Annotated in this window: 21 protein-coding genes and 2 pseudogenes; 15 read left to right on the top strand and 8 right to left on the bottom strand. The window is 71.0% G+C overall.

Annotated features, from left to right (window positions below):
- The first annotated feature begins 65 nt into the window (after window positions 1–65).
- The 9 genes from ACQEV2_RS04955 (at window position 66) to ACQEV2_RS04915 (ending at window position 9,351) form a co-directional block, all read left to right on the top strand.
- Window positions 66–782 carry a hypothetical protein gene (locus ACQEV2_RS04955; protein WP_433036910.1) on the top strand — a complete coding sequence of 239 codons (717 nt, stop codon included), beginning with the start codon at window positions 66–68 and terminating at the stop codon, window positions 780–782.
- Between the two features lie 265 nt (window positions 783–1,047).
- The gene (locus tag ACQEV2_RS04950; RefSeq protein ID WP_433036908.1) at window positions 1,048–1,737 is read left to right on the top strand and encodes a sigma-70 family RNA polymerase sigma factor; all 690 of its coding nucleotides are present in this window, start codon (window positions 1,048–1,050) and stop codon (window positions 1,735–1,737) included.
- A 114-nt stretch (window positions 1,738–1,851) separates the two neighbouring features.
- Window positions 1,852–2,916, top strand: coding sequence for an ABC transporter substrate-binding protein (locus ACQEV2_RS04945; protein ID WP_433036906.1), 1,065 nt, complete (start codon window positions 1,852–1,854; stop codon window positions 2,914–2,916).
- A gap of 2 nt (window positions 2,917–2,918) precedes the next feature.
- Window positions 2,919–3,989: a FecCD family ABC transporter permease gene (locus ACQEV2_RS04940; RefSeq protein ID WP_433036904.1), complete on the top strand. Its 1,071-nt coding sequence runs from the start codon at window positions 2,919–2,921 to the stop codon at window positions 3,987–3,989.
- Window positions 3,986–4,810 carry an ABC transporter ATP-binding protein gene (locus ACQEV2_RS04935; protein ID WP_433036902.1) on the top strand — a complete coding sequence of 275 codons (825 nt, stop codon included), beginning with the start codon at window positions 3,986–3,988 and terminating at the stop codon, window positions 4,808–4,810. The genes ACQEV2_RS04940 and ACQEV2_RS04935 overlap by 4 nt, the downstream gene beginning before the upstream one ends.
- Window positions 4,811–4,867: 57 nt before the next feature.
- Window positions 4,868–5,080, top strand: coding sequence for a hypothetical protein (locus ACQEV2_RS04930; RefSeq protein ID WP_433054208.1), 213 nt, complete (start codon window positions 4,868–4,870; stop codon window positions 5,078–5,080).
- A gap of 25 nt (window positions 5,081–5,105) precedes the next feature.
- Complete coding sequence (gene asnB, locus ACQEV2_RS04925; RefSeq protein ID WP_433036900.1) at window positions 5,106–6,932, top strand: asparagine synthase (glutamine-hydrolyzing); 1,827 nt, start codon at window positions 5,106–5,108, stop codon at window positions 6,930–6,932.
- A gap of 11 nt (window positions 6,933–6,943) precedes the next feature.
- Window positions 6,944–8,206: a cytochrome P450 family protein gene (locus tag ACQEV2_RS04920; protein WP_433036898.1), complete on the top strand. Its 1,263-nt coding sequence runs from the start codon at window positions 6,944–6,946 to the stop codon at window positions 8,204–8,206.
- Between the two features lie 173 nt (window positions 8,207–8,379).
- Window positions 8,380–9,351, top strand: a complete 972-nt coding sequence (locus tag ACQEV2_RS04915; protein WP_433036896.1) for an L-tyrosine/L-tryptophan isonitrile synthase family protein — start codon at window positions 8,380–8,382, stop codon at window positions 9,349–9,351.
- On the opposite strand, the gene ACQEV2_RS04910 is transcribed toward ACQEV2_RS04915, so the two are convergent.
- From ACQEV2_RS04910 to ACQEV2_RS04900, 3 genes are read right to left on the bottom strand one after another with little or no spacing between them, the layout of a single operon-like run.
- The gene (locus tag ACQEV2_RS04910; protein WP_433036894.1) at window positions 9,321–10,325 is read right to left on the bottom strand and encodes an ABC transporter substrate-binding protein; all 1,005 of its coding nucleotides are present in this window, start codon (window positions 10,323–10,325) and stop codon (window positions 9,321–9,323) included. The two genes, ACQEV2_RS04915 and ACQEV2_RS04910, sit on opposite strands and share 31 nt — an antisense overlap.
- A complete protein-coding gene (locus tag ACQEV2_RS04905; protein ID WP_433036892.1) occupies window positions 10,310–11,092 on the bottom strand; it encodes an ABC transporter ATP-binding protein in 783 nt (260 codons plus the stop codon). Before ACQEV2_RS04905 ends, ACQEV2_RS04910 begins: the two co-directional genes overlap by 16 nt.
- Before the next feature lies 1 nt (window position 11,093).
- Window positions 11,094–12,116 (bottom strand): FecCD family ABC transporter permease, encoded by a 1,023-nt coding sequence (locus ACQEV2_RS04900; RefSeq protein WP_433054205.1) that lies wholly within the window; start codon window positions 12,114–12,116, stop codon window positions 11,094–11,096.
- 414 nt (window positions 12,117–12,530) lie between these two features.
- Between ACQEV2_RS04900 and ACQEV2_RS04895 the strand changes: the two genes are divergently transcribed.
- From ACQEV2_RS04895 to tgmB, 5 genes are all read left to right on the top strand, one after another.
- Complete coding sequence (locus tag ACQEV2_RS04895; protein ID WP_433036890.1) at window positions 12,531–13,991, top strand: cytochrome P450; 1,461 nt, start codon at window positions 12,531–12,533, stop codon at window positions 13,989–13,991.
- A 294-nt stretch (window positions 13,992–14,285) separates the two neighbouring features.
- Entirely contained in the window at window positions 14,286–15,767 is a 1,482-nt protein-coding gene (locus tag ACQEV2_RS04890) for an MFS transporter (RefSeq protein WP_433054202.1), read from the top strand.
- A 54-nt stretch (window positions 15,768–15,821) separates the two neighbouring features.
- On the top strand, window positions 15,822–17,015 hold the full coding sequence (locus tag ACQEV2_RS04885; RefSeq protein ID WP_433036888.1) for an esterase-like activity of phytase family protein: 1,194 nt from the start codon (window positions 15,822–15,824) through the stop codon (window positions 17,013–17,015).
- Window positions 17,016–17,332: 317 nt separating this feature from the next.
- Entirely contained in the window at window positions 17,333–17,524 is a 192-nt protein-coding gene (tgmA, locus tag ACQEV2_RS04880; protein ID WP_433036886.1) for a putative ATP-grasp-modified RiPP, read from the top strand.
- A 14-nt stretch (window positions 17,525–17,538) separates the two neighbouring features.
- Window positions 17,539–18,492 carry an ATP-grasp ribosomal peptide maturase gene (gene tgmB / locus ACQEV2_RS04875; RefSeq protein ID WP_433036884.1) on the top strand — a complete coding sequence of 318 codons (954 nt, stop codon included), beginning with the start codon at window positions 17,539–17,541 and terminating at the stop codon, window positions 18,490–18,492.
- A gap of 86 nt (window positions 18,493–18,578) precedes the next feature.
- Here tgmB and ACQEV2_RS04870 read toward each other — a convergent pair whose 3' ends face one another.
- From ACQEV2_RS04870 to ACQEV2_RS04855, 4 genes and pseudogenes are all read right to left on the bottom strand, one after another.
- A complete protein-coding gene (locus ACQEV2_RS04870) occupies window positions 18,579–19,448 on the bottom strand; it encodes a sugar phosphate isomerase/epimerase family protein (protein ID WP_433036882.1) in 870 nt (289 codons plus the stop codon).
- Window positions 19,445–20,461, bottom strand: a complete 1,017-nt coding sequence (locus tag ACQEV2_RS04865) for a Gfo/Idh/MocA family oxidoreductase (protein WP_433036880.1) — start codon at window positions 20,459–20,461, stop codon at window positions 19,445–19,447. Before ACQEV2_RS04865 ends, ACQEV2_RS04870 begins: the two co-directional genes overlap by 4 nt.
- Before the next feature lie 31 nt (window positions 20,462–20,492).
- Window positions 20,493–21,917: a sugar porter family MFS transporter gene (locus ACQEV2_RS04860; RefSeq protein WP_433036878.1), complete on the bottom strand. Its 1,425-nt coding sequence runs from the start codon at window positions 21,915–21,917 to the stop codon at window positions 20,493–20,495.
- 11 nt (window positions 21,918–21,928) lie between these two features.
- Window positions 21,929–22,889 (bottom strand): annotated as a pseudogene (locus ACQEV2_RS04855) (TIM barrel protein).
- Between the two features lie 203 nt (window positions 22,890–23,092).
- Here ACQEV2_RS04855 and ACQEV2_RS04850 point away from each other — a divergent pair.
- Window positions 23,093–24,097 (top strand): LacI family DNA-binding transcriptional regulator, encoded by a 1,005-nt coding sequence (locus ACQEV2_RS04850; protein WP_433054199.1) that lies wholly within the window; start codon window positions 23,093–23,095, stop codon window positions 24,095–24,097.
- A 114-nt stretch (window positions 24,098–24,211) separates the two neighbouring features.
- Here the strand turns inward: ACQEV2_RS04850 and ACQEV2_RS04845 are convergent.
- Window positions 24,212–25,212 (bottom strand): annotated as a pseudogene (locus ACQEV2_RS04845) (substrate-binding domain-containing protein).
- Window positions 25,213–25,431: the final 219 nt, after the last annotated feature.

Genomic DNA, 25,431 nt, shown 5'->3' with positions numbered 1-25,431 from the left:
GGACGGGGGTGTAGTGCGTACCCACCGGTGACGAGCGGGCCCAGGATGCGAGGATGAGGGCCGTCATGACTGCTGGGTGGTGTGTGCGCACGATACGGGCCGCGGTGTTCGCCGCTGTCTGTGTGCTGCTCGCCGCCCTCGGCCACGTGCTGATGTCGGGCGCGACGGTCCCGTGGTGGACGTTGGCGGCCGGTGCCGTCCTCACGGGCGGCGCGGGCTGGTGCCTGGCCGGCCGGGAGCGTGGGCTCCCGCTGGTCGTGTCCGTCGTGGTCGTCGCCCAGGGCGCGCTGCACGCGGCCTTCGAGTTCGCGCAGTCCTCAGCCGGTGCCGGGCAGGGCATGGGTTCCGTGCCCACGGACACGGGCTCCATGGATGTCATGGGCTCTGTGGGGTCGATGGGCTCCATGGACATGGGGCAGAACATGGCCGCGAGCCACATGGGCACGGGCCACATGGGCATGGCCCACATGGGTGTGGGCCACATGGGCACGGCCCACGACATGGCCGGCACGTCCTCCCTCGGTATGTTCGCCGCCCACACCCTCGCCGCTCTGCTGTGCGGCCTGTGGCTGGGCCACGGTGAGCGTGCCGCGTTCCGCATCCTGCGGGCCGTCGCCGGATGGCTGGCCGCCCCGCTGCGGCTGTCGCTCGTCCTGCCCGCACCGCCGCACCGCCCGCGTCTGCGTCCGCGGCGCGGCCGTTCCGACCGGGCGCCGCGGCTGCTGCCGCTCGTTCACACCATCACCTCTCGGGGGCCTCCGGCGGGGATCGCTGTCGTCTGAGACAGCCGGTTCCCCGAGGCAGCACGCACACGGGCGTCGAGTCGTCGACGGCCGCACGGGCGTCGAGTCGTGAGTCGTCGACGCCGACCGTGCCTCGGGCCCCGGCCGTACCTGCCGTACGGCCGTATCCCCGCAACCCCGGACCCCTCCGGTACGGCGCACCGTACGTCTCGCGTGCCCTGGTGCCCGGCGGCGGCGACGCCGTCGTGCCGACCGCACCGTGTCTCCCGCCGCGCCGGAGTCCGGACTACCCGAGAAGGACTCAGTGATCACTTCTGCCCTGCCCTCCTCACGCCCGACAAGCGTGAGAGACACGAAGGCGGACAAGACCCCCCGCACCCCCCGTACGGCCTCCTGCGACGAGTCGACGACCGCGTGGGCGCTCGCCGCCCGCGGCGGTGACCCGGACGCAGCCGACCGTTTCGTGCGCTCCCTGCACCGCGACGTCGTGCGCTACGTGGCGCATCTCTCCGCCGATCCACAGGCCGCCGACGACCTGGCGCAGGACACGTTCCTGCGGGCGCTCGGCAGCCTGCACCGGTTCGAGGGCCGCTCCTCGGCACGCGCCTGGCTGCTGTCCATCGCGCGCCGCGCGGTGATCGACAGCCACCGGTACGCCGCCGCCCGGCCACGGCTGTGCGACACCGACGACTGGACGCTGCTGGCGGAACGCGCCCAGCCGACCGGGCTGCCCGGCTTCGACGACGGCATCGCCCTCCTCGATCTGCTGGACGCGCTGCCCGACGAGCGCCGCGAGGCGTTCGTTCTGACCCAGTTGGTGGGCCTGCCCTACGCGGAGGCGGCCGAGATGAGCGACTGCCCCGTCGGCACGGTCCGCTCGCGCGTCGCCCGCGCCCGGGCGAGCCTCGTCGAGTTGCTGACAGAGGCCGATGCCGCGGCCGGTGGCGTGACCGACGCCACGGCCGTGGCGGAACCGGTCGCTGTGGCGGCCTGACCGGGAACCCGGTGTCGGTTCACCCCCGCGGGGAACTGACACCGGGTCCGCCCCGACTACTGGATCGGGCGGCGGCGATCCGCCCGTCCATCCAGTGGATCCAGGGGAGTTCTGATGCGTTCTCGTGTGTGGCGGGCTACGACGGCCGTGGCGCTCGGCGGCCTGTGTGCGGCGGGCTGCGGCAGCGGGAGCAGCGACACGACGAGCCCCGCCGCCGGCAAGGGCGACTCCGCCGGCTACCCCGTCACCGTCACCGATTGCACGGGCGCGAAGACCACCTTCACCTCGGCCCCGAAGCGCATCGTCACCAGCAACGCCTCCAGCCTGGAACTCCTGCTGCGGCTGGGCGCCGGGGACAGCGTGATCGGCACCGGCTTCCCGCCCGGCAAGGGCACCCTGCCGGGCGAACTCGACGCGCGGGCGCGGCAGGTGAAGGTACTCGGCGACACCGTCATCCCCAAGGAGAAGCTCCTCGGCTCCGGCGCCGACCTGTACATCGACACCTTCGCCTCGATGAACATGGGTGGCGGGATGGGCGACACCCCCACACAGGAGGAGTTCGAGGCGGCCGGCATCAAACACACCTACCTGAAGTCGACGGCCTGCGCCGCCGAGAGCAAGAGCCCGGTCACCGACCTGTCCGCCGTCGAGGACGACATCCTCTCGCTCGGCGCCGTCACGGGCACGCGTGCGAAGGCGAAGGAACTCGTCGCCGGGATGAGGGAGAAGGTCGACGCGGTCCAGCAGGTCGTGGGCGGCACGCCCGAGGACGAGCGGCCCACGTACTTCTTCTTCGACTATGACGCCGGCACCAAGCAACCCACGGCCGTCTGCAACCGGCAGATCGCCAACGCGGTCATCACCCTCGCCGGGGCCCGCAACGTCTTCGCCGACTGCGACGGCGACTTCAAGCAGGTCGGCTGGGAGGACGTGATCGCGAAGAACCCGGACTGGATCCAGCTCGGCGTGCGTGACCGGGGCAGCGAAGCCGCGAACCGGAAGGCGTTCGACGAGGCGGAGAAGTGGCTGAGGTCCAACTCGGCGACCAAGGACCTGAAGGCGGTCGAGCAGGGACACCTCCTGCGCATCGGCTCCGAGCAGACGACCATCGCCGGTGTCGAGAACGCCGACACGGTCGAGCAGATCGCCAAGACCCTGCACCCCGGCAAGGTCCGCTGACCGTGACCTCCTTCTTGCTGTCGCGGCGCGAGACGGCTCCGGAGGCACGCACGCTGCCCGCCGGACCGCTGGCGTCGGTACTGGCCGTCGTCCTCCTGGCCGCGCTGACGGCCGCCGTGGCCTGGGGCTCGACGTCCGTGCCACCCGGCGACGTGTGGAGCGTGGTGTGGCGGCGGCTGTCCGGCGAGGCGCCGCGTCCCGGCACGAACGACCTGATCGTGTGGCAACTGCGCGTCCCACGCGCCTTGTTGGCCGCACTCGTCGGGGCCGGGCTCGGTCTCGTCGGTACGGCGGTGCAGGCACTGGTGCGCAACCCGCTGGCCGACCCATACCTCCTGGGCATCTCCAACGGCGCCTCCCTGGGCGCCGTCGCCGCGATCGTGCTCGGGCTCGGGGCCGGCGGGGCGCTGGGACTCGGGCTGTCCGGGGCGGCCTTCTCCGGCGCCCTGGCCACCTTCGCGCTCGTGTGGGCCGTGGCCCGGCGGGGTGGCGGATTCGCGCCGCTGCGGCTGGTGCTGGCCGGGGTGGCGATCGGGCAGTTCCTGTCCGGGTTCACCAGCTACCTCGTCCTCCAGGCCGGCGACGAGCAGCAGACCCACAGCGTGCTGTTCTGGCTCATGGGCAGCCTCAGCGGCGCGAACTGGGACCTGCTGGCCGTACCGGCGGTCGCGGTACCGGCCGGGTGGCTGTGCCTCCAGGCACGCGCCCGGGGTCTGAACGCCCTGCTGATGGGCGACGAGTCCGCGGCCGGGCTCGGCATCGACGTCACCCGGCTGCAGCGGGAGCTGTTCACGGTGACCAGCGTGCTGACCGGTGTCCTGGTGGCCGTTTCGGGCGCGATCGCCTTCGTCGCGCTGATGGTGCCGCACGTCTGCCGACTGGTCGTCGGCGGCGACCACCGGCGTCTGCTGCCGGTCTCCGCGCTGTTCGGGGCGCTGCTGCTGGTGGTCGTCGACATCGTCTGCCGTACCGCGATGGACACCCAGGAACTGCCGGTCGGCGTGGTCACCTCGCTCATCGGGGCTCCGGCGCTGCTGTACCTGCTGGACCGGCGGCTGGGGAGCGGGCGTTGAGGATCGACATCGAGGACCTGCACGTCGCGTACGCCGGCCGTACCGTCGTCGCAGACGCCCGGCTGATCGCGGCCGAGGGCGAGATCACCGGCCTCGTCGGCCCGAACGGCAGCGGCAAGTCCACGCTCCTGCGCACCGTCTACCGGCATCTGAAGCCGACCGCCGGCCGGGTCCTGCTGTCCGGCACCGATCTGCGCCGGCTGAGCCCCGCCGAGGCGGCCCGGCATGTCGCGGCCCTCCCTCAGGAGCGGGGCGGCGACTTCGAACTCACCGTCCGCGAGGTCGTCGCCATGGGCCGTACGCCCTACAAGCGGGCCTTCGCCGGGGAGGACGCCACCGACCGGGACGTCGTCGCCCGTGCCCTCGCGGACGTCGGCATGGAGCAGCACGTCGGGCGCCGCTTCACGGAACTGTCCGGCGGCGAACGCCAACGCGTCCTGCTGGCCCGGGCCTTCGCCCAGCAGCCGGACGTCCTGGTGCTGGACGAGCCCACCAACCACCTCGACATCCGCCATCAGGTCGAACTGCTCGCCCTGCTCCGGACCCGGCGCCGCACGACCCTGGTGTCGCTGCACGACCTCAACGCCGCCGCCTCCGTCTGCGACCGGCTGCACGTCCTGCACGACGGCCATGTGGTCGCCTCCGGCCCGCCTCGCGAGGTGCTGCAACCGGCCCTGCTGGCCCAGGTGTTCGGCGTACGGGCGACCGTCGTGGACCATCCGCTGACCGGCGATCCGCTGATCGCCTTCGACCACCGCGCCCCTGCGGAGGAGCACCGGGCGATCACACCGGTGAACGCCCATGATCACGAAAGGTTCTGAACCATGAGCGACTACACACGCGACCACACAGCCGACCACACAGCCGACCACCGAGCCATGGACGACCTGGGCCTGGACCCGGTGGCCACCTTCTGCGGCAACTGCGACTGCGGCTGTCCGCAACTGTTCGTGGACCCCGCAGCCCCGGCCGAGCGCCGCGTGATCCTCACGGACGACTTCGGGCAGCGGGTGCAGATGAGCGCCGATCAGTTCTCGTCGCTGGTCGCGGACGCCAAGTCCGGCAAGTTGGACGGCATCGTCACGGCCTGACCACGGATCGAGGAGTCGTTCCCGCATGTGCGGAATCACCGGCTGGGTGTCCTTCCACGACGACGCCCGTACCCAGGCCTCCGTCATCGAGGCCATGACCGCCACCCTCGCCCCCCGTGGCCCCGACGCGGGTGGTGTGTGGCTCGGCGAGCGCGCCGCGGTCGGCCACCGTCGCCTGGCCGTCATCGACCTCGCGGGCGGCGCCCAGCCGATGACCGACCGGCCCGACACTCCGGCGGTGGTGCTCAGCTACAGCGGGGAGGTCTACAACCACCATGAGCTGCGTGCCGAACTCCGGGGCCGTGGGCACGTGTTCCGCACCCGCAGCGACACCGAGGTCGTGCTGCGTGCCTACGTCGAGTGGGGCGAGGCGATGGCCGACCGCCTGGACGGGATGTTCGCGTTCGCGGTCTGGGACGAGCGCGCCCAGCGGCTGCTCCTCGTCCGCGACCGGCTCGGCGTGAAACCGCTGTTCTGGGCGGCCGTCGACGGAGGCATCGCCTTCGCCTCCGAGCCCAAGGCACTCTTCGAGCACCCGGAGATACGGCCCCGGGTGGACGCGGACGGCCTCCGGGAGGCGTACAGCCTGCTGTTCAACACCGGGCCGACGGTCTGGTCCGGCGTACGTGAGGTCGAGCCGGGCGGCCTGCTCGTCCTGGACCGGGACGGCGTCCGCGAGCGCCGCTACTGGCAGCTGGAGGCGGGTGCGCACACGGACGACCGGGAGGCGACCGTGGACCGGATCCACAGCCTGGTCGGTGCGGCGGCGCGCAGTCAGCTGGAGGCCGACGTCCCGCTGTGCAGCCTGCTGTCCGGCGGCATCGACTCCACCGTCCTGACCGCCCTGCTCGCCGGCGAACTCCGCCTGCGCGAGGGCCCGGACGCCCGGATCCGTTCGTACGCCGTCGACTACAGCGACCAGGCCCGGCAGTTCACCGGGGACGTCCTGCGCACCGGCCACGACACCCCGTACGCCACCGAGGCCGGCGCCTTCATCGGCACCGACCACAGCACCGTCGTACTGGACCCGCGAGCCCTGCTCGACCCCGAGCACCGCAAGGCCGTCGTCGTGGCCCGCGACTCGCCGATCGGCGTCGGCGACATGGACACCTCGCTGTACCTGCTGTTCGGGGAGATACGGCGGCACTCCACGGTCGCCCTGTCGGGGGAGGCCGCCGACGAGGTCTTCGGCGGCTACCCCTGGTTCCACGACCCCAAGGCGCTCGCCGCCGACACCTTCCCCTGGCTGCTGGTCACCGGCGACGAGGCCGCCATGCCCCTCAACCCCGAACTCGATCTGCGCATCGGCGAGTTCCGAGCCGACACCTACCGCAGCGCCCTGGCCGCCGTACCCCACCTCGACGGTGAGACCCCCACCGAGCACCGGCAACGCGAGATGCAGCACCTGTCGCTGACCCGCTGGCTGCGTCAACTCCTGCACCGCAAGGACCGGTTGAGCATGGCCCAGAGCCTGGAGGTCCGCGTCCCCTACTGCGACCACCGGCTCGTCCAGTACGCCTTCGACACGCCCTGGGCACTGAAGAGCTTCGACGGCCGGGAGAAGAGCCTCCTGCGCGCCGCCGGAACGGGGCTGGCTCCCGCCTCGGTGCTGCACCGCCCCAAGAACCACTACCCGGCCACCCACCACCCCGACTACAACCGCGGCCTGCAGGACCTGGCCCGTGACGCGCTGTCCGTCGAGCAGGTCCGGGCGCTGGCCGACGAGACGCGGATCAAGCCCTGCCTCGACACCCCGCCCGAGCAGCTGGAGTGGGGCCATCGGCTGCGACTCGAGCGTGTCGTCGACCTCGCCCTGTGGCTGGACCACCACCGCCCCGAACTCGCGCTGTAGGAGATCCCCGCATGACCCTCCAGGAACCCCTCCCGGCAGTGGACCGGGAGACGCTCCCCGACCCGGTGCCGCTGATGGGCTGCCCGTACAAGGCTGATCCGTATCCGCTGTACGAGCGGATGCGGGAGGCCGGCCCGGTGCACCGTGTCCTCTTCCCCAGCGGCGTGCGGGCCTGGCTCGTCACCGGCTACGAGGCCGCGCACTCCGCCCTGAACGACGACCGGCTCGGCAAGCACCACGACCGGGGCAACGACCGCTGGCGGGCCCGTGCCTCGATCATGCCCGAGCCGCAGCACTCCCAGCTCCAGGTCCATCTCCTCCACCAGGACCCGCCGCGGCACACCAGCATGCGGCGCCTCGTGACGGATTCCTTCAGCCCTCGTCGAATCGAGCAACTGCGGCCCCGATTCCAGGAGTTGGCCGACTCGCTCGTCGACGCCCTTCCGGTGAGCGGACCCGCCGACCTCGTCGACGGCTTCGCCGCCCGCTTTCCCCTCCAGGTCCTCGCCGAAGTCATCGGGCTGCCGGGGGACTTGGCCGCGCGCTTCGACCGGGACTGGGGCAAAGTCGTCCAGCCGGTCGGGCCGACGGATCCGGGGCGGCCGCTGTACGAAGCCCGGCTGCACGGGCTGCAGAGCTATATCGCCCAGGTCGTCGCCCACAAGCGGGAGCACGGGGACGACGACCTGCTCAGCCGTCTCGTCGAGGCCCGGGACCGGCGCGAACTGTCCCAGGAGGAGCTGGACTCCATGATCTTCCAGCTGCTGGTCGCGGGCCAGGAACCGGTCACGAACCAGATCACGACGGCCCTGATCGCCCTGCTCCGCCACCCCGGCCAGCTCGCCCGGCTGCGCGACGACCCCGGTCTGCTGCCCCGCGCGGTCGAGGAACTCCTGCGTTACGACAGCGCCTTCGAGCTGACCACCTGGCGCTTCTTCGACCAGGACAGCGACCTGCACGGCACCGAGGTCCCGGCCGGCGACTCCGTGATCGTCTCCCTGTGCGCGGCCAACCGGGACCCGCGCCGCTTCCCCGACCCCGACACCCTCGACCTCGACCGCAGCCCCAACCCCCATCTCGCCTTCGGCCACGGCATCCACTTCTGCCCCGGCGCCGCCCTCGCCCGCGCCGAACTCCGGATCGCCCTCCACACTCTGCTCACACGCCTACCGGGCCTGCACCTCGCCGTCAGGGACGAGGACATCGAGTGGATCCCGGCCGTCCTGGGCCGCGGCACGCACCACCTGCCCGTCGGTTACGACCGACGGCTGTGAGGCCGGCCGCCGACTGATCCCGGCTCCGGCGCCGACTGATCCCGGACCCGGCCGATCCCCGCCCCGGCTGACCCCGGACCCGGCCGCCCAATTGATTCCGCCCACCTGACCGACCCCACCCGGCCCACCAAGGCGCCACGCCGCCATGCCCGCACGCCCCCGGAGAAACCGACATGCTGCTGACCACCGCACCGGACACCCTCCCCGAGACCGCCGGCGCGGAGATCCTGAACCTGCTCCTGCCGCACCACCGCACGACCGACCAGTCCCGCGCCTCCGCCGAGGCGTTCCCGCATCAGCTGCGCCGGATCAGCGACTTCGTCCGCGAGGGCGCCCCTATCGCCTTCACCCTGCCCGGTTTCCCCTGCAAGTCGCCCAACCCGGCCAAGACCCTGGGCCACCTCCCCGACATGGGCGAACGCCTCTCCCTCGCCTTCCTGGACACCCTGTGCACGCAGATCGAGCGGATCCACCCGCCCGGCGCCCGCGTCGTCATCTGCTCCGACGGCCATGTCTTCGGCGACCTGATCCGCGTCCCCGACGACCACATCGACGCCTACGCGGACGAACTGCGCGCGCTCATAGCGGAGTCGGGCAGCGACCGGCTCTCCGTCTTCGACCTGCGTGACGTCCTCGGCGACCTTCCCCACGGCGCCAAACGCGCCCAGGTCCACGACCGCTATGCCCCCACCCTGGACGCCCTGCGCGCCGAGGTCCGCGCCGACGCCCGCGCCCTCGCGCTGTACCGGGGCATCACCCGCTTCCTCGTCGAGGACACCGCGGACTTCCGCGGCACCCGCTCGGCCCTGCAACGCGAGTGCCGCAGACGGGCGTACGGCGTCATCCAGCGCAGCCGGGCCTGGGGCGCCCTGATCGCCGATCACCATCCGCGCGCCGTACGCCTGTCGATCCATCCCCAGCCAGTCGGTGCCCCCAAGTTCGGCATCCGGCTCCTCGACGCTCCGGACGTCTGGACCACTCCCTGGCACTCCGCCGCCCTGCGCGAGCCCGACGGCACCTGGACCCTCATGCCGCGCGCCAGGGCGCAGCGGTTCGGCCGCCTGGTCCACCGCGACGGCCGGCCGAGCCACTTCGAGCGCTCACGCGCCGACGGTCACCGCTCCTCGGCCACCGTCCGCAGATAGGCGCCGAGCCGGGCGATCGCGGACGGGTTGCGGGGGCTCTCGACCAGGTCGACGTAGTCGAGGACGAAGATCCGCTTGTGCTTGACGGCGGAGACGTTCCGCAGGGGCGCGTAGGAGAGCAGGAACTTCTTCTTCTGCTCGGCGCTGACATCGCCGTAGTCGCAGATCACGATGACCTCCGGATCGCGCTGTACGACGCTCTCCCAGCCCACGGTGGTCCAGGAGTCCTGGACATCGTGCATGACGTTGACGCCGCCGGCCTCGCTGATGATCTGCTCCGGGGCGGCGTAGCGGCCGGAGGTGAACGGCTGGTCCTGGCCGCTGTCGTACAGGAACACCTTGGGCCGGTCGGCGTTCGCCGGGGCCTTCGCCCGCACGTCGGCGATCTCCTTCTTGAAGCCGGCGATCAGCTTGGCGGCACGCTGCTCGACCCCGAACAGCTTTCCGAGGTTGGTGAGGTCGGCGTACAAGGCGTCCAGGGGCGGCATGATGCCGCGCGAGGACCCGGTACGGCCGTTGCGGCAGGACTCGGTGAGGACGTACGAGGGGATGCCGAGCTTCTTCAGGGCGTCGGGGGTGAAGCCGCTGTCCTCGCGGAAGCCGTAGTTCCAGCCGGCGAGGACGAGGTCGGCGCGGGCGTCGAGGACGTTCTCCTTGGTGAGCTGGTCCTTCGACAGCCACTTCACCCTGTCGTAGCCGTCCTTCCACGGCACTCCGGTCAGATCGCCCTTGTCGTCGGGCATCGCGAACCCGGCCATGCGGTCCTCCAGGCCGAGGGCGAACATCAGCTCGGTGATACCGACGTCGTTGGTGACGACGCGCCCGGGGACCTTGTCGTAGGTGACCTTGCGGCCGCAGTTGGTGAGGGTGACCGAGGAGGACTCGGTGTCCGCCGACTTCTCCACCGTGGCACCGCAGCCGGTCGCGGTGACGGTCGCGGCGAGGCAGAGGGCTGCGGCTATGAGCTTGCGCATAGGGGTCCTTGGGGCAGAAGGTCGAACAGGAGCTGGAGCGCGCCGGTCTCCGGGTGCCGTACCGGATGGGCACGGACCCCGAACACGTCGGCGAGCAGGGCGGGTTGAAGGACGTCGTGCGGCGCACCCGAGGCGACGACCCGGCCGCCGGCGATGACGTACAGGACGTCGCAGTGCGCGGCGGCCAGGTTGAGGTCGTGCAGGGCGGCCAGCACGGTCAGGCCGCTGGCCCGCACCAGGGACAGCACGTCCAACTGGTGGGCGATGTCGAGGTGGTTGGTGGGCTCGTCCAGGACGAGGACCTTCGGTTGCTGGGCGAGCGCGCGGGCGATCAGCACGCGCTGCTTCTCGCCGCCGGACAGCGCGAGGAACCCGCGGTCGGCGAGATGGGCGACGCCGGTGCGGTCCATGGCCGCGGCGCAGATCTCCCGGTCGGAGGCGGCCGTACGGTCCCGGTGTGGCAGCCGCCCCATGGCCACGACCTCGGCGACCGTGAAGTCGAACTCGGCCGACGACTCCTGCGGCAGCGCGGCCAGCACCCGGGCGGCGGCCCGCGGCGCCATGGCGTGCACGTCGTCCCCGTCGAGGCGCACCACGCCACCGGACGGACGCAGCGCACGGTACACGCAGCGCAGCAGCGTGGACTTGCCGCTGCCGTTCGGGCCGACGAGCCCGACGAACTGCCCGCTGTCCACGGTGAGCCGGATGTCCTCGACGAGCCGCGCCCCGGCGGCCTCGACCGCGACGCCTTCGATGTCGAGCCGCATGTCACCGACCTCCGAACGCATAGCCGCCGCGCCGCATCAGCAGCAGGAACGCGGGCACCCCGACGACGGCGGTGATGACTCCGACGGGGAGTTCGGCGGGGGAGAGGAGGAGCCGGGAGAGCAGGTCCGCCCACACCAGCAGCACGGCCCCGGCGAGCGGCGCCACGGCCAGCACCCGCCGGTGATCGGCGCCGACCAGCATCCGTACGACATGCGGCACCATCAGCCCGACGAACCCGATGGCCCCGCTGACCGCGACCACGGCCCCGGTCACGGCGGCGGTGACAAGGAACAACTCCCGGCGCAGCCGGGCGGGTTGGACCCCGAGCGCGGCGGACGTCTCGTCCCCCATGGCGAGGGCGTTCAGCGCCTCCGCCCGCCACCGCAGCCAGACCCACCCCGCCGCCACGGTCACCGCGGCGAGCGGCACCTGGGCCCAGGTCGCGCCGCCCAGACTGCCCAGCAGCCACATCATCGCCGACCGGGCCGCCTCGCCGCGGGCCGCGCCGAACACCATGACGGTGGTGACGGCCTCGAAGCCGTACGCCAGTGCCGTCCCGGTGAGGATCAGCCGCAGCGGGGTCAGCCCGTGCGGCGACCGCGCCACGGCGTACACCAGGGCCATGGCGGCGAGCGCCGACCCGAAGGCCGACAGGGACAGCGCCCAGACGCCCAGTCCCGCGAACGCGCCCAGCAGGATCACGGCGTTGGCGCCCACCGCGGCGCCCGAGGAGATGCCCAGCACGAACGGATCGGCGAGCGCGTTGCGCACCATCGCCTGCACGGCCACCCCGACGCTCGCGAGCCCGGCCCCGACGACCGCGCCGAGCGCGACGCGCGGCAGCCGGATCTCCCAGACGATGGCGTACGCGGCGACGTCCCGCGCGTCGATGGTCCCGCCGGTCACCCCCGCCCCGAGCAGCCGGAAAACCTCGCCCCACCCGATCCCGGCGGCACCGAGTCCGACGCCGCACACGAGAGAGACGAGCAGAAGCAGTCCCAGTCCAAGGGCCAGTGGCACCACGGACGAGCTGGATCGAGGTATCCGGGTCGGGCTTCGGTGCACGGACGGGCGGTCCTTCGCCTGGGGCTCCCTGTGAACGTCGAGCAGGGAGACAGCCCGTACGACCGTGCCGGCCGCGCGGTCCCCTCTCGCAGTCCACGGCGAGCAGTCAACGGGTCGCACCCACCACGGGCAATCGGGCTCACGCGACGGACGATCACGTCCGCACGCACACCGTTGCGGGTCAGCGCCGGACTCTCACCGGACTTCCCCCGCGGGAGGCCAGGGGAGCGTAACAGACGAGGCCGGAATCTCGGATCGCCTTCGCCGCACCCGTCGTTCACCTGTCAAGCATCTCTGGGGTAGGGTCACCGGCGTTGTCGGCTACTGACGGGTAGTGCGCCGGTGCGGGGAGTGGCGGAGGGCGGCAGGCAGATGGAGTCCCAGGTGGGTGCGAGTGGATCCCTGGACGTCGACGGCACGAGGCTGGAGGAGCTGGCTCCGCAGCCGCTGCTGACCCGCGACTACGAGACGCGTCCCTCGCTCGTCTACGAGCGGCTGCGGCAGCAGCACGGACCCGTCGCACCGGTCGACCTGCTGGGGGTGCCCGCCTGGCTGGTCCTCGGCTACCGCGAGGCGCTGCAGGTGCTCCAGGACGACGACGGCTGGCCGAAGGGGCTGGAGAACTGGCGGGCCCGCACGGACGGCGAAGTGCCCGCCGACTGGCCGCTCGGGCCGTCCCTCGAGGTCAACCACGTACTGATCCAGGGCGGCCCCGGATACGGGCAGCTGCGGACGGCGTGGGACGCGGCGCTCAAGCCGTTCCAGGACCCCGCCCACCCCCAGGCGAAGCGGCTGAAGGCCGCCGTCACCGCCTACGCCGACGAACTGATCACATTGGTGGGGCAGGGCGGCGGCACCGGCGTGGCGGACCTGTCCGCGCAGTTCTCCCGCCCGCTGCCGCTGATGGTGGCCAGTCATCTGCTCGGCTTCCCCGGCTCCCAGGGCGATGACGCCCTGATGGACATGTGGCGGGTGCTGGACGCGGGTCCGGACGCCGAGCCCGCCCTGGAGCGGCTGCTGGCGACCCTGGCGGAACTGGCGGCCGTCAAGCTCAAGGAGCCGGGCGACGACTTCCCCTCCTATCTGCTGGCCGCGCATCCCGGACTTTCGCTCGACGAGCTGGCCCGCGAGCTGTTCATGCTGCTCGGCATGACCTCCGACCACGTCGGCATCCTCATGTCCAACACCGTGGTCGAGGTCATCTCCGGTGACGGCGACGGCAGCGTGCGCGCCAGCCTGTCCGCCGGGATGATCAGGGAGACCATGAACCGGGTGGTCATGCGCAAGCCGCCGCTGGTCAACTTCGTACCGCGCTTCGCCGCCGAGGACACCCCGCTCGGCAACTACACGATCCGGGCGGGCGACCCGGTGTGGGTCTCCTCCGCCGCCGCGCACGCCGACCCGCTCTTCGCCGACCACGTGGCGGCGGGCAGCACGATCAGCACCCGGGCGCACCTGTCCTGGGGTGCCGGCCGCCGCCAGTGCCCGGCGCGTGAGCTCGCGTCCACGGTCGCGGCGGTCGGCGTGGGCCGGCTCTTCGAGCGGTTCTCCCATCTGGACCTCGCGCTGCCGGCCGACCAACTGCCCTGGCGCTCCTCACCATTCATGCGCGGCCTGCGCTCACTGCCCGTACGGTACGAACTCGCCCCCGTGCCCGCGCGGCCCCCGGCGCCCGCGGGCTCACCGGCAGCGCAGCGGGCGTCGGCGCCCCGGACGGCCCCGGACCCATCGGCGGAGACGACCGAGCCCGTGCTGCCGGACCAGGCCGCCCGGCAGCGCTCCTCACTGTGGCGCTATCTCACGGGCTTGATCCGCTCCGGCGCACGGGCCTGATCGGCTCCGGCCGCTGACCAGGGGCGCCGCAGCCAAGGCCTGTCGTATGGATCTTCCCGGCGTCGCGGCCCGGTTGAAAGGCGCCGCGCCTCTCAGCCGGCCTGATCCGAACGACAGGGTCTGGGCTCCGTGATCGACTGGAGGGCCGTCCGGTTGCGGCGTACGGTCGAGTGGTGGCGGGAACCAGCACCGACCCCCCGCCGACGGCGCGATGCCATGAGCAATCCGGAGCCGACACCCGAAGCACGGACCACCCCGCAGGAGACGGAGCGGGGCGATGGCCGTGGCAGCGGTATGGCGCTGTTCGTCATCGCGTCCTGTCAGCTGATGGTGGTGCTCGACATCACCATCGTGAACATCGCCCTGCCGGACATCCAGCGCTCACTCGAGTTCTCCACGACGAGCCTGTCCTGGGTGGTCAACGCCTACACGCTCACCTTCGGCGGACTGCTGCTGCTCGGCGGCAGGATGGGCGACATCCTCGGCAGACGGCGCGTCTTCGTCTTCGGCGTCCTGCTCTTCGTCCTCGCCTCGCTGCTCGGCGGACTGGCCCAGAACTCCTGGCAACTCCTCGCCGCGCGTGCCCTGCAGGGCGTCGGTGGCGCCATCGCGTCCCCGACCGCCCTCTCCCTGATCAGTACGACGTTCCGTGAAGGGCCCGAGCGCAACAGGGCGTTCGGCGTCTTCGCCGCGGTCTCGGCGGGCGGCGGCGCCATCGGGCTGCTGGCGGGCGGAGTGCTGGTCGAGTGGCTGAACTGGAGGTGGGTGCTGTTCGTCAACGTGCCCATCGGGCTGCTCATCGCGCTCGCCACCCCGCGCTGGATCCGGGAGTCCGAGCGCCACCCCGGGCACTTCGACCTGACCGGCGCGCTGACGTCCACCATCGGCATGGTGCTGCTGGTGTACGGGTTCATCCGGGCCGCGCAGGACGGCTGGCGTGACGGGCTCACGCTGGCCGCGTTCGGGGCGGCCGTCGTCGTCCTGTCGGTGTTCGTCCTGGTCGAGCAGCGCTCCCGGCAGCCGATCACACCCCTCCACATGTTCGCCGACCGCAACCGGGCGGGCACCTACGGCATGATGCTGAGCCTCGCCGCCGCGATCTTCGGCATGTTCTTCTTCCTCACCCTCTTCGTCCAGAACGTGCTGGACTTCAGCCCGCTCCAGGCCGGGCTGGCCTTCCTGCCGGTGAGCGCCGTCATCGCGGTGGGAGCGGGGCTCGCCTCCCAGCTCCTGCCGAAGTTCGGGCCCAAACCCTTCATGGTGACAGGCGCCATCCTGGCCGCCGCGGGCCTTGCCTGGCTCACCCTGACCGATGTCCACTCCACCTACGCCGGCAGCATTCTCGGCCCGCTCCTCGTCTTCAGCCTCGGCATGGGCATGGAGTTCGTGTCCCTGACCCTGATGGCGCTGTCCAACGTGGCCACCCATGAGACGGGCGCCGCCTCCGGCCTGCTCAACGCCACCCAGCAGGTGGGCGGTTCCCTCGGCTTGTCCATCCTGGTGACGATGTTCGGCACGGCCAGCAACAACGAGGCGGAGAAACAGATCCCCGCCTTCATGGCCCAGGCGACCCCCGCGGAGCGGCTGCGCTTCGAACGCACCGGCCGGCTCCCGCCGCCCTACGCCGACGAGATCCTCACCGCGGGAGTCTCCTCCGCCTTCGTCGTCGCCGCGATCTTCACCGCCATCGCCGCGGTGATCGCCCTCCTCGTCATCCAGGTCCGTCCCTCCGACCTGGAACGGCTCCAGGGCGGCGGTGGGATGCCGACGCCGTGAGGTGTTCGGGCCTTGTTGGCGCACCCGTCACCCCGCGCTCTTACGGTGCGCGCCATGAGAAGAATTTCGATCATGGTCAGCGCCGCGGTGCTGACCGTCTCTCTCGCGTCCCCTGCCGTGGCCGACCGGGGCGGACAGGAACTCGGCCGTGCCACGCTGACCGGCTTCGCGTCGCTGCCGGCCGAGACGTTCGTGCCGGGCAGTGAGCCGTCCGGCTCGGCGATCGGGACGGGCCCCTTCAACGGGATCGTGGCGCCCTTCGCCCACCAGCCCGTCCAGGGCTTCAGCGGTGTCGTGAACCGGCGCGACGGCACCTTCGACGTGCTGTCGGACAACGGGTACGGGAACAAGGCCAACAGCGCCGACTTCCTGCTCCGCGTCCACCGCATCGAGCCGGACATGCGGACCGGGGAGATCACCGTGCTGGGCGGGTTCAACCTGAGCGACCCCGACCGCCACGTGCCGTTCCCGCTCACGCGGGCCGACCGGGTGCTCACCGGCGCCGACTTCGACGTCGAGTCCGTCGTGCGGATGCCGGACGGGACGTACTGGACGGGCGACGAGTTCGGCCCCTGGCTGCTGCACTTCTCCGCCACCGGCCGCCTCCTCCAGGCTCCCGTCCCGCTCGACGGGGTGAAGGCGCCGGAGAACCCGTACCTGAACGGCGCCCAGCCGAACATCGGCAGCAGCAAGGGCTTCGAGGGCCTGGTCCGCTCCGTGGACGGCCGTCACCTGTACCCCCTCCTCGAGGGCACGGTCATCGGTGACACCCCCGGCGACCTGCGGTTCAGCGAGTTCGACCTGTGCACGGGCAGGTACACCGCGAAGCGCTTCGGCTACCGGCTGGAGGCGGCCTCGCATGCTATCGGCGACGCCATCGCCGTCGACCGGCACCGCTTCCTGGTCATCGAGCGCGACGGAGGGCAGGGGGACACCGCCAAGTTCAAGCGCGTCTACCTGGCCGACACCCGTGACCGCGACGGCGACGGGCTGATGGACAAGACCCTGGTCGCCGACCTGCTGGACATCGCCAACCCCAAGGGGCTCGGCGGCTTCGGGGAGACGTTCCGCTTCCCGTTCCAGACGATCGAGGACGTGAACCTCGTCGACGACCGGACGCTGGCGGTCCTGAACGACAACAACTTCCCGTTCTCGTCCGGCCGTACGTCCGGCAAGGCGGACAACAACGAGTTCATCACCATCCGCCTCGCCTCCGCACTGCACGCGGACAAGCGCGCGTTCCGCTGACCGCCCACGCGGCTGGACCGGTCACCACGGCGACCGGTCCAGCACGTAGCACTCCGCGCCGTCCCCGGCGGGCCGCACGCGCCGGGGAGCCGCCCGCCCAGCATGTGCGGGACGGCCGTGCGTGAGGTTGCAGTCACTTCCTGTGGCTTCTGTGACAGATGTGACTGCCCATCCGATGCATGTCCCATGGGGAAGGTGCATGCAACTCGTGCAGTTGATGTGACGACCTTCACCCCGATGTGGCTGAAAGTGATGAATTCCTTACGCAAGAAGCGCGTAAGGGACGGTAATGCAGACAACGTCCGTGGAGGTTTCGCGTGCGACCGTTCACCCTCAACTACGCCTTTGCTCAAGGGCTTCCGAACGCGGTGACGCCGTATCACTTCGATCCGGCCCGGCAGCTGAACGTGCTGCCCGACGGCCGCCCGGCGGTCAGTGACCCGGAACTCCTCCTCGCCGTCGGAACGACGACGTCCACCGCCGGTTCCGCGACCCACTTCGACGACTGACGAACCGTGAGCGAATGACCGTACTGATCCTCACGTCCGAGGAGGACGTGACCGCCGACATGGTGGTGGCCCGCCTTCACGAGACAGGGACTCCCGTGATGCGGCTCGACCCCGCCGATCTGCCGGGCAAGGCCGTGCTGTCCGCCGACTACGCCCACGGCGACTTCGACGGCCACCTGTCGGTCAACGGGCATGTGCTCAGCATGGGAGGCCTGCGTTCCGTATGGGTGCGCAGGCCCGGTGAGCCGGCCGCGCACGCGGCACACCCCTCGCCCTGGCTGACCGCCGAGACCCGTCAGGCGTTGTACGGGATGCTCTACTCCGCCGCCACCCGGTGGATGAACCATCCGCGCAACGCCGACCAGGCCCGCCTGAAGCCGTGGCAGCTGCGGGTCGCCCACCTGAGCGGATTCGCCGTACCGCCGACGGTCTTCACCACCGCGCCCCGCCTGGCGCAGCAGTTCGCCGAGGAGCACGGGGACGTGGTGGTGAAGTCCGCCTCGGGGCCGCCGCCCGGAGAATCCGGACTGGCCCTGCCCACCACCCTGATCGGGCCCGACACGGACTTCTCCGCCGTCGCGGCCGGGCCCGCCCTGTTGCAGCGGTACATACCCAAGCGGGCGGACATCCGGCTGACCTGCGTCGGCACCCGGTTGTTCGCCGCGCGCAAGACCGCCGAGCCCGGTCAGGTCGACGGACGCTACGGCGAGACCGGGCACACCTGGGAGCCGATCGAGGTCCCCGACCGCATCGGCAAGTCGGTGCACGAGTACGTCACTCTGGCCGGACTGGCGTACGCCGCCTTCGACTTCGCCGAGGACGAGGACGGCATCTGGTGGTTCCTGGAATGCAACCAGGGCGGCCAGTTCGGCTTCGTCGAACTGGAGACCGGGCTGCGGATCTCGGAGGCGGTCGCCCTGTGGCTGGCACAGTCGCCGCGCAGGGCGGACCGCCGTCGGCCCGGGTGAAGTTCCGCTGCTTCACCTGTCTCAGCGGCCTGAGCGCGCTGCCGTACGCGCTGCAGGCCGCCTGAACCTCCGTGTCCTGAATCTCCTTATACGGCCAGCTCCTTGCGGATGCGGTCCAGCATGAACGCGGAGGACTCCTTCGCCCGCTCCTCCCAGGCGAAGACACAGGCCGTGGCGACGCCGTCGAAGTTCAGCTCCCGCAGGGTGCCGAAGAAGGCGTCCCAGTCGACCTCGCCCTGCCCGATGTCCAGGTGCTGGTGGATACGGGCCGGGGTGCCGGGCGGGTTGAGGATGTAGCGCAGGCCGGACGAACCCTTGTGGTTGAAGGAGTCCGCGATGTGCACGTGCTGGAGCTTGTCGCCGGCGTAGCGCATCATCGCCGCGATGTCCGCGCCGACCTGCGCGGGCCCGGAGAGGTGGAAGGAGTGCGGGGCGCAGTAGAGGTAGTTCACCCACGGCTTGTTGATGGCGCGGACCAGGTCGACGGCGGGGGTGTTCTCCTCGCAGAAGTCGTCCGGGTGCGCCTCCAGGTTCAAAGCGATGCCTTCGCGCTCGAACACCGGGAGCAGTTCCTCCATCGACCGCCAGAAGGCCGCCTCGCTCTCGGCGGCACGCTCGGGGCGGCCGTTGAACTCCGAGTTCATCAGCGGACATTCCAGGTCGGCGGTGATCTCGATCATCCGCTTCCAGTAGTGGACGGCCGCCTGCCGCTCCGTCTCGTCCGGCGACGACCACTTGTACAGCGGCAGCACGGAGGACAGCTGGACGCCGTGGGTGCGCAGGGCGTTCTTCAGCCGCGCGATCCGCTCGTCGTCGGCGCGCGGATGCAGGAAGAACGGCATGAAGTCGTCGCGGGGCGACAACTCGATGTACTCGTAGCCGAGTTCGGCGACCGTGCGCACCATCTCGTCGAGGGACAGCGCGCGCAGCATGTACGGGTCGAGGGCGATCTTCATGCGGTGCCTCCGTAGAGAGCGGGTCGGGGCTTGAGGTCGGTGGCGACGACACGGCCCGACTCCAGAGCCTCGACGGTCGCGCTGGTGATGACGGTGGCGGCGTAGCCGTCCCACGCCGAGGGGCCGGTGGGCCCGGCGCCGGCGGCGACACCCGCGATCCACTCGCGGAACTCGGTGTCGAAGGCGTCCATGAAGCGGCCCACCCAGTCCGTGAGCACCTCCGTGCTGTGCTGTCCGGCGCTGCGCACGCCCACCGCGGCGGGGTCGGGCAGCCGGACGAGGCCCTCCTCGCCGACCGCCTCGCACTGGATGTCGTAGCCGTACTGGCAGTTGACGAAGACCTCCAGATCGATCCGGACGCCCTTGGCGGTCTCGAAGAGCATGATCTGCGGGTCCTTCAGGTGCGCGAACCGCTTGCTCGTGGCGCGCGGCGTGACCACCTGAGTGGAGACGATCTCGTCGTCGAGCAGCCAGCGCAGTACGTCCACCTCGTGCACCGCCGTGTCCAGGGCGGCCATGCCGGAGGTGTACGACTCCGGGACGGTCGGGTTGCGGTGGGCGCAGTGCACGATCAGCGGCTCGCCGATCCTGCCGGAGTCGATGACCTGCTTCATCTGCCGGTACCCGGCGTCGTAGCGGCGCATGAAGCCGACCTGCACCAGGCGGCGGCCGAGCGCCGTCTCCGCCTCGACGATCGTCAGGCAGTCCTCCGCGGTCGTGGCCAGCGGCTTCTCGCAGAACACCGGTTTGCCGGCCGCTATCGCGTTGAGCACGTGCTCGGCGTGGGTCGGGCCCCAGGACGTCACGAGGACGGCGTCGACGTCGTCCGCCGCGATCAGGGTCGCCCCGTCGGGCAGCACCCGTGCCCCGACCGGCGCCGCCGCCTCCTCGGCGCGGGCGGCGTCGATGTCGGTCACCGCGGTGACGCGGGCGCCCGTCACGGTCTGGGTGAGGCGCCGGATGTGCTCCTTGCCGATCCAGCCGGCGCCGATGACGCCTACACGTACGGTCATTCTCTTTCCTTCGAACAGGGGGAACAGAGGGTCAGGAGAAGCGCGCCCGGAGTTCGGCTTCGAGGGTTTCGAGCGAGCGGCCCTTCGTCTCGGGGACGTAGCGCTTCACGAAGGTGAGCGAGAAGACTCCCGCCACCACGAAGAGGAAGAAGGTGTTGGAGATGCCGATGCCGGAGACCAGCGACGGGAAGACCAGCCCGATCACGAAGTTGGTCAGCCACAGCACCACGGCCGCGATGCCCATGCCGAAGCCGCGCATCCGCATCGGGAAGATCTCCGACAGCATCAGCCAGGTCACCGGCGAGATCGCGCCCTGCTGGAAGGCGAGGAAGGTGACGGTCATGGCGAGCACCGCGTAGGCACGGCCGTCACCGGAGGGCAGGACCAGGGAGAAGATCCCGATCAGCAACAGGCCCGTGGTGGTGCCGATCTGTCCGGTCATCAGCATCGGGCGGCGGTTGACACGGCCCAGCAGCCAGATGCCGACGAAGGTGGCCAGCACGGAGATCACGCCATTGGCGATGTTGGCCGTGAGAGCGCTGTCGGAGGCGAAGCCGGCGTCGGTGAGGATCTCGGTGCCGTAGTACATGATCGTGTTGACGCCGGTGATCTGCTGCACGATGGCGATGCCGAATCCGACGAACATCAGCTTGCGGATCCAGGGCGTGGCCTTCATGTCCTGCCAGCCGCCGAGCTTCTCCTGCTCCTCCTTGACGGCGAGCGCGGACACCTCCGCGAGCTCGGCTTCGGCCCGCTGCCGGGACCTGACCTGCTTCAGCACCTCCAGGGCCTCGTTGAAACGGGTCCGGGAGGCGAGCCAGCGCGGGCTCTCCGGCATCACCAGCATGCCGAACCAGAGCACGACGGCCGGGATGGTGGCGATCACCAGCATCCAGCGCCACACCCCGCCGGACTCGCCGCCCACCTGGGCGATGACCGCGTTGGAGGTGAAGGCGAGCAACTGGCCGCTGACGATCATGAGTTCGTTACGGGTGACCAGCGCGCCGCGCCGCTCGGCGGGCGACACCTCCGCGAGGTAGACCGGCACGGTCACCGAGGCGCCGCCCACTGCGAGGCCGAGCACGAAACGGGCGACGACCATGACGGCGGTCGTCGGCGCGAGCGTGCAGCCGAGCGCGCCGAGGAAGAACAGCACCGCGAGGGCGAGGATCGTACGGCGCCGCCCGCGCGCGTCCGACAGTCGGCCGCAGGTCACCGCGCCCAGTGCGGCACCGAGGAGGAGCGAGCTGGTGACCATGCCCTCGGTGACCGGGGTGAGACCCAGGTCGTCGGTCATGTAGGGCAGGGCGCCGTTGATGACGCCGGTGTCGTAGCCGAAGAGCAGTCCGCCGAAGGTGGCGATGACCGTGATCAGCCGCAGCCTGCGGTACACCGCCGGCGGGGCGTCGTCCGTGACGGTGGCGGAGGACTGGGTCGCGTCGTCCCTGACGTCCATGGGCCGCCTCCTTACCGGTGGTCGGTGGTGTGGGTGGGCCGTCGGGTGCCGGTGAGGCCACAGCCGGCCAGGTGTTCGCGGGTGCTGACCGCGATGGGCAGCGGGACCTCGGGTGCGCACGGGTACAGGTCCTGCTCGACGATCACGAACAACTCGGCGTCCAGCTCGGCCAGTTCGGCGACGACATCGGCGGGCTTGGGCACGCCGGCGGGCGGGGACACGCACACGCCGCGCTTGACGGCCTCGCCGAAGGAGAGGTTCTCCGCGGCGACCTGGGCGAGGATCCCGGGGTCCATCTGCTTGATGTGGACGTACCCGACGCGCTCGCCGAAGCGGCGGATCAGATCGAGGTTGTCACCGCCGCCGTAGGCCACGTGACCGGTGTCCAGGCACAGGTTGGTGTAACGGGAGTCGGACTCGTTGAGGAGCCGTTCGATCTCCGGCTGGGTCTGGATGTGGCTGTCGGCATGCGGGTGGACGACCAGGCGTACGTCGTACTCGTCGAGCAGCAGCTTGCCGAGCCGGTCGGCGGCCTTGCCGAAGCCCGCCCACTGCTCGGCGGTGAGCTCGGGGGACTCGGTGAAGGCACCGGTCTTCTCGTCCCGGTATATGGGCGGGATGAAACACGAGGTGGTGGGCGCCCGCGGCGGCGGTCAGCGCGGCCACCTGACGGACGTGGGCGAGCATGTCGTCCCATGCCTCGGGGCGGTGCAGGGCGCCGAAGGCGGTGCCGCCGGAGACCTTGAGGCCGCGTACGGCGAGTTCCTCGGCGAGGACGGCGGGGTCCGTGGGGAGGTAGCCGTACGGGCCGAGCTCCAGCCACTCGTATCCCGCCCGGGCCAGCTCGTCGAGGAAGCGGGTGTACGGGACCTGCCGGTCGTCCTCGGGGAACCAGACGCCCCAGGAGTCGGGGGCCGAGCCCAGGCAGAGGTTGCCCACGGTGGTGCGGAGAGGGGTTGGCGCCGTTGCCATGGCATGTCCTTCGGGGAGGGGACGGGCGTCAGTGAACGTCTCTTCTGTCGCGCTCTACTAGCGCGCTCTAGTGCGAGTACGATGGCCCTGGTCCAAATGTCATGTCAATAGCTTGTTGCTGGGAGATTTCGCGACCTCGCTAAGGTGAACGGCGTCGAAGGGTGGGTTCACAGGTGGATGCATCAGGCCGTCAGCGGCCGACGATGGCGGACGTCGCCGAGAAGGCCGGCGTCTCCCGGGCGCTCGTCTCGATCGTCTTCCGTGACCTGCCGGGCGCGGGCCGGGAGACCCGTGAGCGGGTGCTGCGCGTCGCCGACGAGCTGGGCTACCGTCCGGACAACGCGGCCCGGCTGCTGGCCCGCGGCCGCAGCCGCACCCTCGGTGTGATGTTCACCGTCCACCAGACCTTCCAGGCCGACCTGGTCGAAGGCATCTACCCCGAGGCCGAGCGGCTCGGCTACGAGGTCCTGCTGTCCGCCACCGGCCAGGGCCGCACCGAGGCCAAGGCCGTCGAGGCGCTGCTCAGCCACCGCTGCGAAGCGGTGATCCTGCTCGGCCCGGACGCGGCGGCCGCGGACCTCGACGCCCTCGGGCACCGCACGGTCGCCGTCTCGGTCGGCCGCCGGGTGCCCCAGGCCCGCGTCGACAGCGTGCACACCGCCGAGGGCAAGGGCGTACGGCAGGCCATGGACCACCTCGTCGAACTGGGCCACCGCCGGATCGTGCACATCGACGGCGGCCGTGGTCCCGGCTCGGCCGAGCGGCGGCGGGCCTATCGGGCCGCGATGCGCCGCCACGGCCTGGAGGCCGAGCTGCGGGTCATCCCCGGCGAGCACACCGAGCAGTCGGGCATCGAGACCGGCCGCCTGCTGCTGGCCGAGCGCGACAGCGGGCGTCCCCTGCCGACGGCGGTCCTCGCGGGCAACGACCGCTGCGCGATGGGCCTGTTGATGGCCCTGACGCGAGCGGGCGTCGATGTCCCGCGCGACCTGTCCGTGGTCGGTTACGACGACAGCCATCTCTCCCACCTGATGCCGATCGGCCTGACCACCGTCCGTCAGGACGCGGTCCTCATGGCCGAGCACGCGGTCCGCTTCGCCGTGGACCGGCTGGAGGACCAGGACCTGGAGCCGCGCGAGGCCGTTCTGGATCCCAAGCTCGTCGTACGAGGCACGAGTGGCCCGGCCCCCGCGCAGGAAACCGCCTGAGAGTCGTACGACGCGTGCGAGGGCCGGCCCCGCAGGGCCGGCCCAGGAATTCAGCGGCGGGGTCGGCCGCGCCCCGTCGCGGTCACGGCCGACCCCGCCTGTCCATGTGTGCGCTCAGCGCGTTCCCTTCGCGGCGAATTCGGCGACGGCGTCGACGTTGTCCTTGGTGATGAAGGCGGGGCCGGTGAGGACGGGGGCGGTGCCGCCGCCGCTGAAGTTGCCGTTGGTCTTGTACAGCCACAGGGAGTCGACGGCGAGGTAGCCCTGGAGGTAGGGCTGTTGGTCGACGGCGAACTCGACCTTGCCGTCCTGGACGGCGGTGACGAGTTCCTTGTTGAGGTCGAAGGTGGCGACCTTGGCCTTGCTGCTTGCGTCGGTGACGGACTGGACGGCGGTCAGGGCGAAGGGGGCGCCGAGGGTGACGACCTGGTCGATGGAGTGGTCCTGCTGGAGTTTGGCGGTGATGGTGGACTTCACCGAGGGCATGTCGGTGCCGTTGACGTAGAGGGTGGCGGTGGTTCCCTTGAAGCCCTTCTTCAGGCCGGCGCAGCGGGCTTCGAGGGCGACGTGGCCTTGTTCCTGGATGACGCACAGGGCGTGCTGGGCGCCGGTGGCGTTGAGTTTTTCGCCGAAGGCCTGGCCGGCGATGTTCTCGTCCTGGCCGAAGTATTGGAGCATGCCGAGGCTTTTCCATCGTCGAGACCGGAGTTGAAGCCGACGACGGGGATGCCGGCGGTCTTGGCCTTGGCGATGACGGCCTTCATGGCGCTGGGCTTGGCGGCGGTCAGGGCGATGCCGTCGACTTTCTGGTCGATGGCGTTCTGGACGAGGTTGGCCTGGTTGCCGGCGCTGGGGTCGGCGGAGTAGACGAGTTTGATGTTGTCCTTGGCGGCGGCTTCGGCGCCCTTGCGGATCAGGTCCCAGAAGGTGTCGCCCGGGGCGGCGTGGGTGATCATGGCCACGGTCATGCGGGGGGTGGTGGCCTTGCCGGCCGCGGCGCCGGCGGTGTCTTCCTCGGACTTCTTGCCGCCGGAGCTGCTCGAGCAGCCGGTGGCGAACAGGGCGCCGGCCAGCACCGTGGCGGTCAGAGCGGCGGCTCGGTGGTGTCTGCGCATGTCCCATGCACCTCACTGTGCTGATCAGGGCGGATTCTCAGGTGGGGGGAGGTTCACGGGGTACCGCCCGCTGGATACGACTGGAGCGCTTTACTAGCGCGCTCTAGTGGCAGGTACTATGCGGGCGTCGGCAGGTGATGTCAATGGGCTTGTCAGGACGTACCGACAAAGCCGAGGTGGAGGGGCGTCACCGAGGGGAGGCCGAGGGACCGGGAGACG

The sequence above is a fragment of the Streptomyces sp. CA-251387 genome, assembly GCF_050936625.1.
GTDB lineage: Bacteria > Actinomycetota > Actinomycetes > Streptomycetales > Streptomycetaceae > Streptomyces.
This window is presented reverse-complemented; position numbering and strand designations above follow the sequence as displayed.

Excerpts from the sequence above, each read along its gene's own strand:
- ACQEV2_RS04955 (WP_433036910.1), top strand. The coding sequence starts at position 66 with ATGACTGCTGGGTGGTGTGTGCGCACGATACGGGCCGCGGTGTTCGCC.
- ACQEV2_RS04945 (WP_433036906.1), top strand. The coding sequence starts at position 1,852 with ATGCGTTCTCGTGTGTGGCGGGCTACGACGGCCGTGGCGCTCGGCGGC.
- ACQEV2_RS04930 (WP_433054208.1), top strand. The coding sequence starts at position 4,868 with ATGGACGACCTGGGCCTGGACCCGGTGGCCACCTTCTGCGGCAACTGC.
- asnB (WP_433036900.1), top strand. The coding sequence starts at position 5,106 with ATGTGCGGAATCACCGGCTGGGTGTCCTTCCACGACGACGCCCGTACC.
- ACQEV2_RS04920 (WP_433036898.1), top strand. The coding sequence starts at position 6,944 with ATGACCCTCCAGGAACCCCTCCCGGCAGTGGACCGGGAGACGCTCCCC.
- ACQEV2_RS04915 (WP_433036896.1), top strand. The coding sequence starts at position 8,380 with ATGCTGCTGACCACCGCACCGGACACCCTCCCCGAGACCGCCGGCGCG.
- ACQEV2_RS04910 (WP_433036894.1), bottom strand. The coding sequence starts at position 10,325 with ATGCGCAAGCTCATAGCCGCAGCCCTCTGCCTCGCCGCGACCGTCACC.
- ACQEV2_RS04905 (WP_433036892.1), bottom strand. The coding sequence starts at position 11,092 with ATGCGGCTCGACATCGAAGGCGTCGCGGTCGAGGCCGCCGGGGCGCGG.
- ACQEV2_RS04895 (WP_433036890.1), top strand. The coding sequence starts at position 12,531 with ATGGAGTCCCAGGTGGGTGCGAGTGGATCCCTGGACGTCGACGGCACG.
- ACQEV2_RS04890 (WP_433054202.1), top strand. The coding sequence starts at position 14,286 with ATGGCGCTGTTCGTCATCGCGTCCTGTCAGCTGATGGTGGTGCTCGAC.
- ACQEV2_RS04885 (WP_433036888.1), top strand. The coding sequence starts at position 15,822 with ATGAGAAGAATTTCGATCATGGTCAGCGCCGCGGTGCTGACCGTCTCT.
- tgmB (WP_433036884.1), top strand. The coding sequence starts at position 17,539 with ATGACCGTACTGATCCTCACGTCCGAGGAGGACGTGACCGCCGACATG.
- ACQEV2_RS04870 (WP_433036882.1), bottom strand. The coding sequence starts at position 19,448 with ATGAAGATCGCCCTCGACCCGTACATGCTGCGCGCGCTGTCCCTCGAC.
- ACQEV2_RS04865 (WP_433036880.1), bottom strand. The coding sequence starts at position 20,461 with ATGACCGTACGTGTAGGCGTCATCGGCGCCGGCTGGATCGGCAAGGAG.
- ACQEV2_RS04860 (WP_433036878.1), bottom strand. The coding sequence starts at position 21,917 with ATGGACGTCAGGGACGACGCGACCCAGTCCTCCGCCACCGTCACGGAC.
- ACQEV2_RS04850 (WP_433054199.1), top strand. The coding sequence starts at position 23,093 with ATGGCGGACGTCGCCGAGAAGGCCGGCGTCTCCCGGGCGCTCGTCTCG.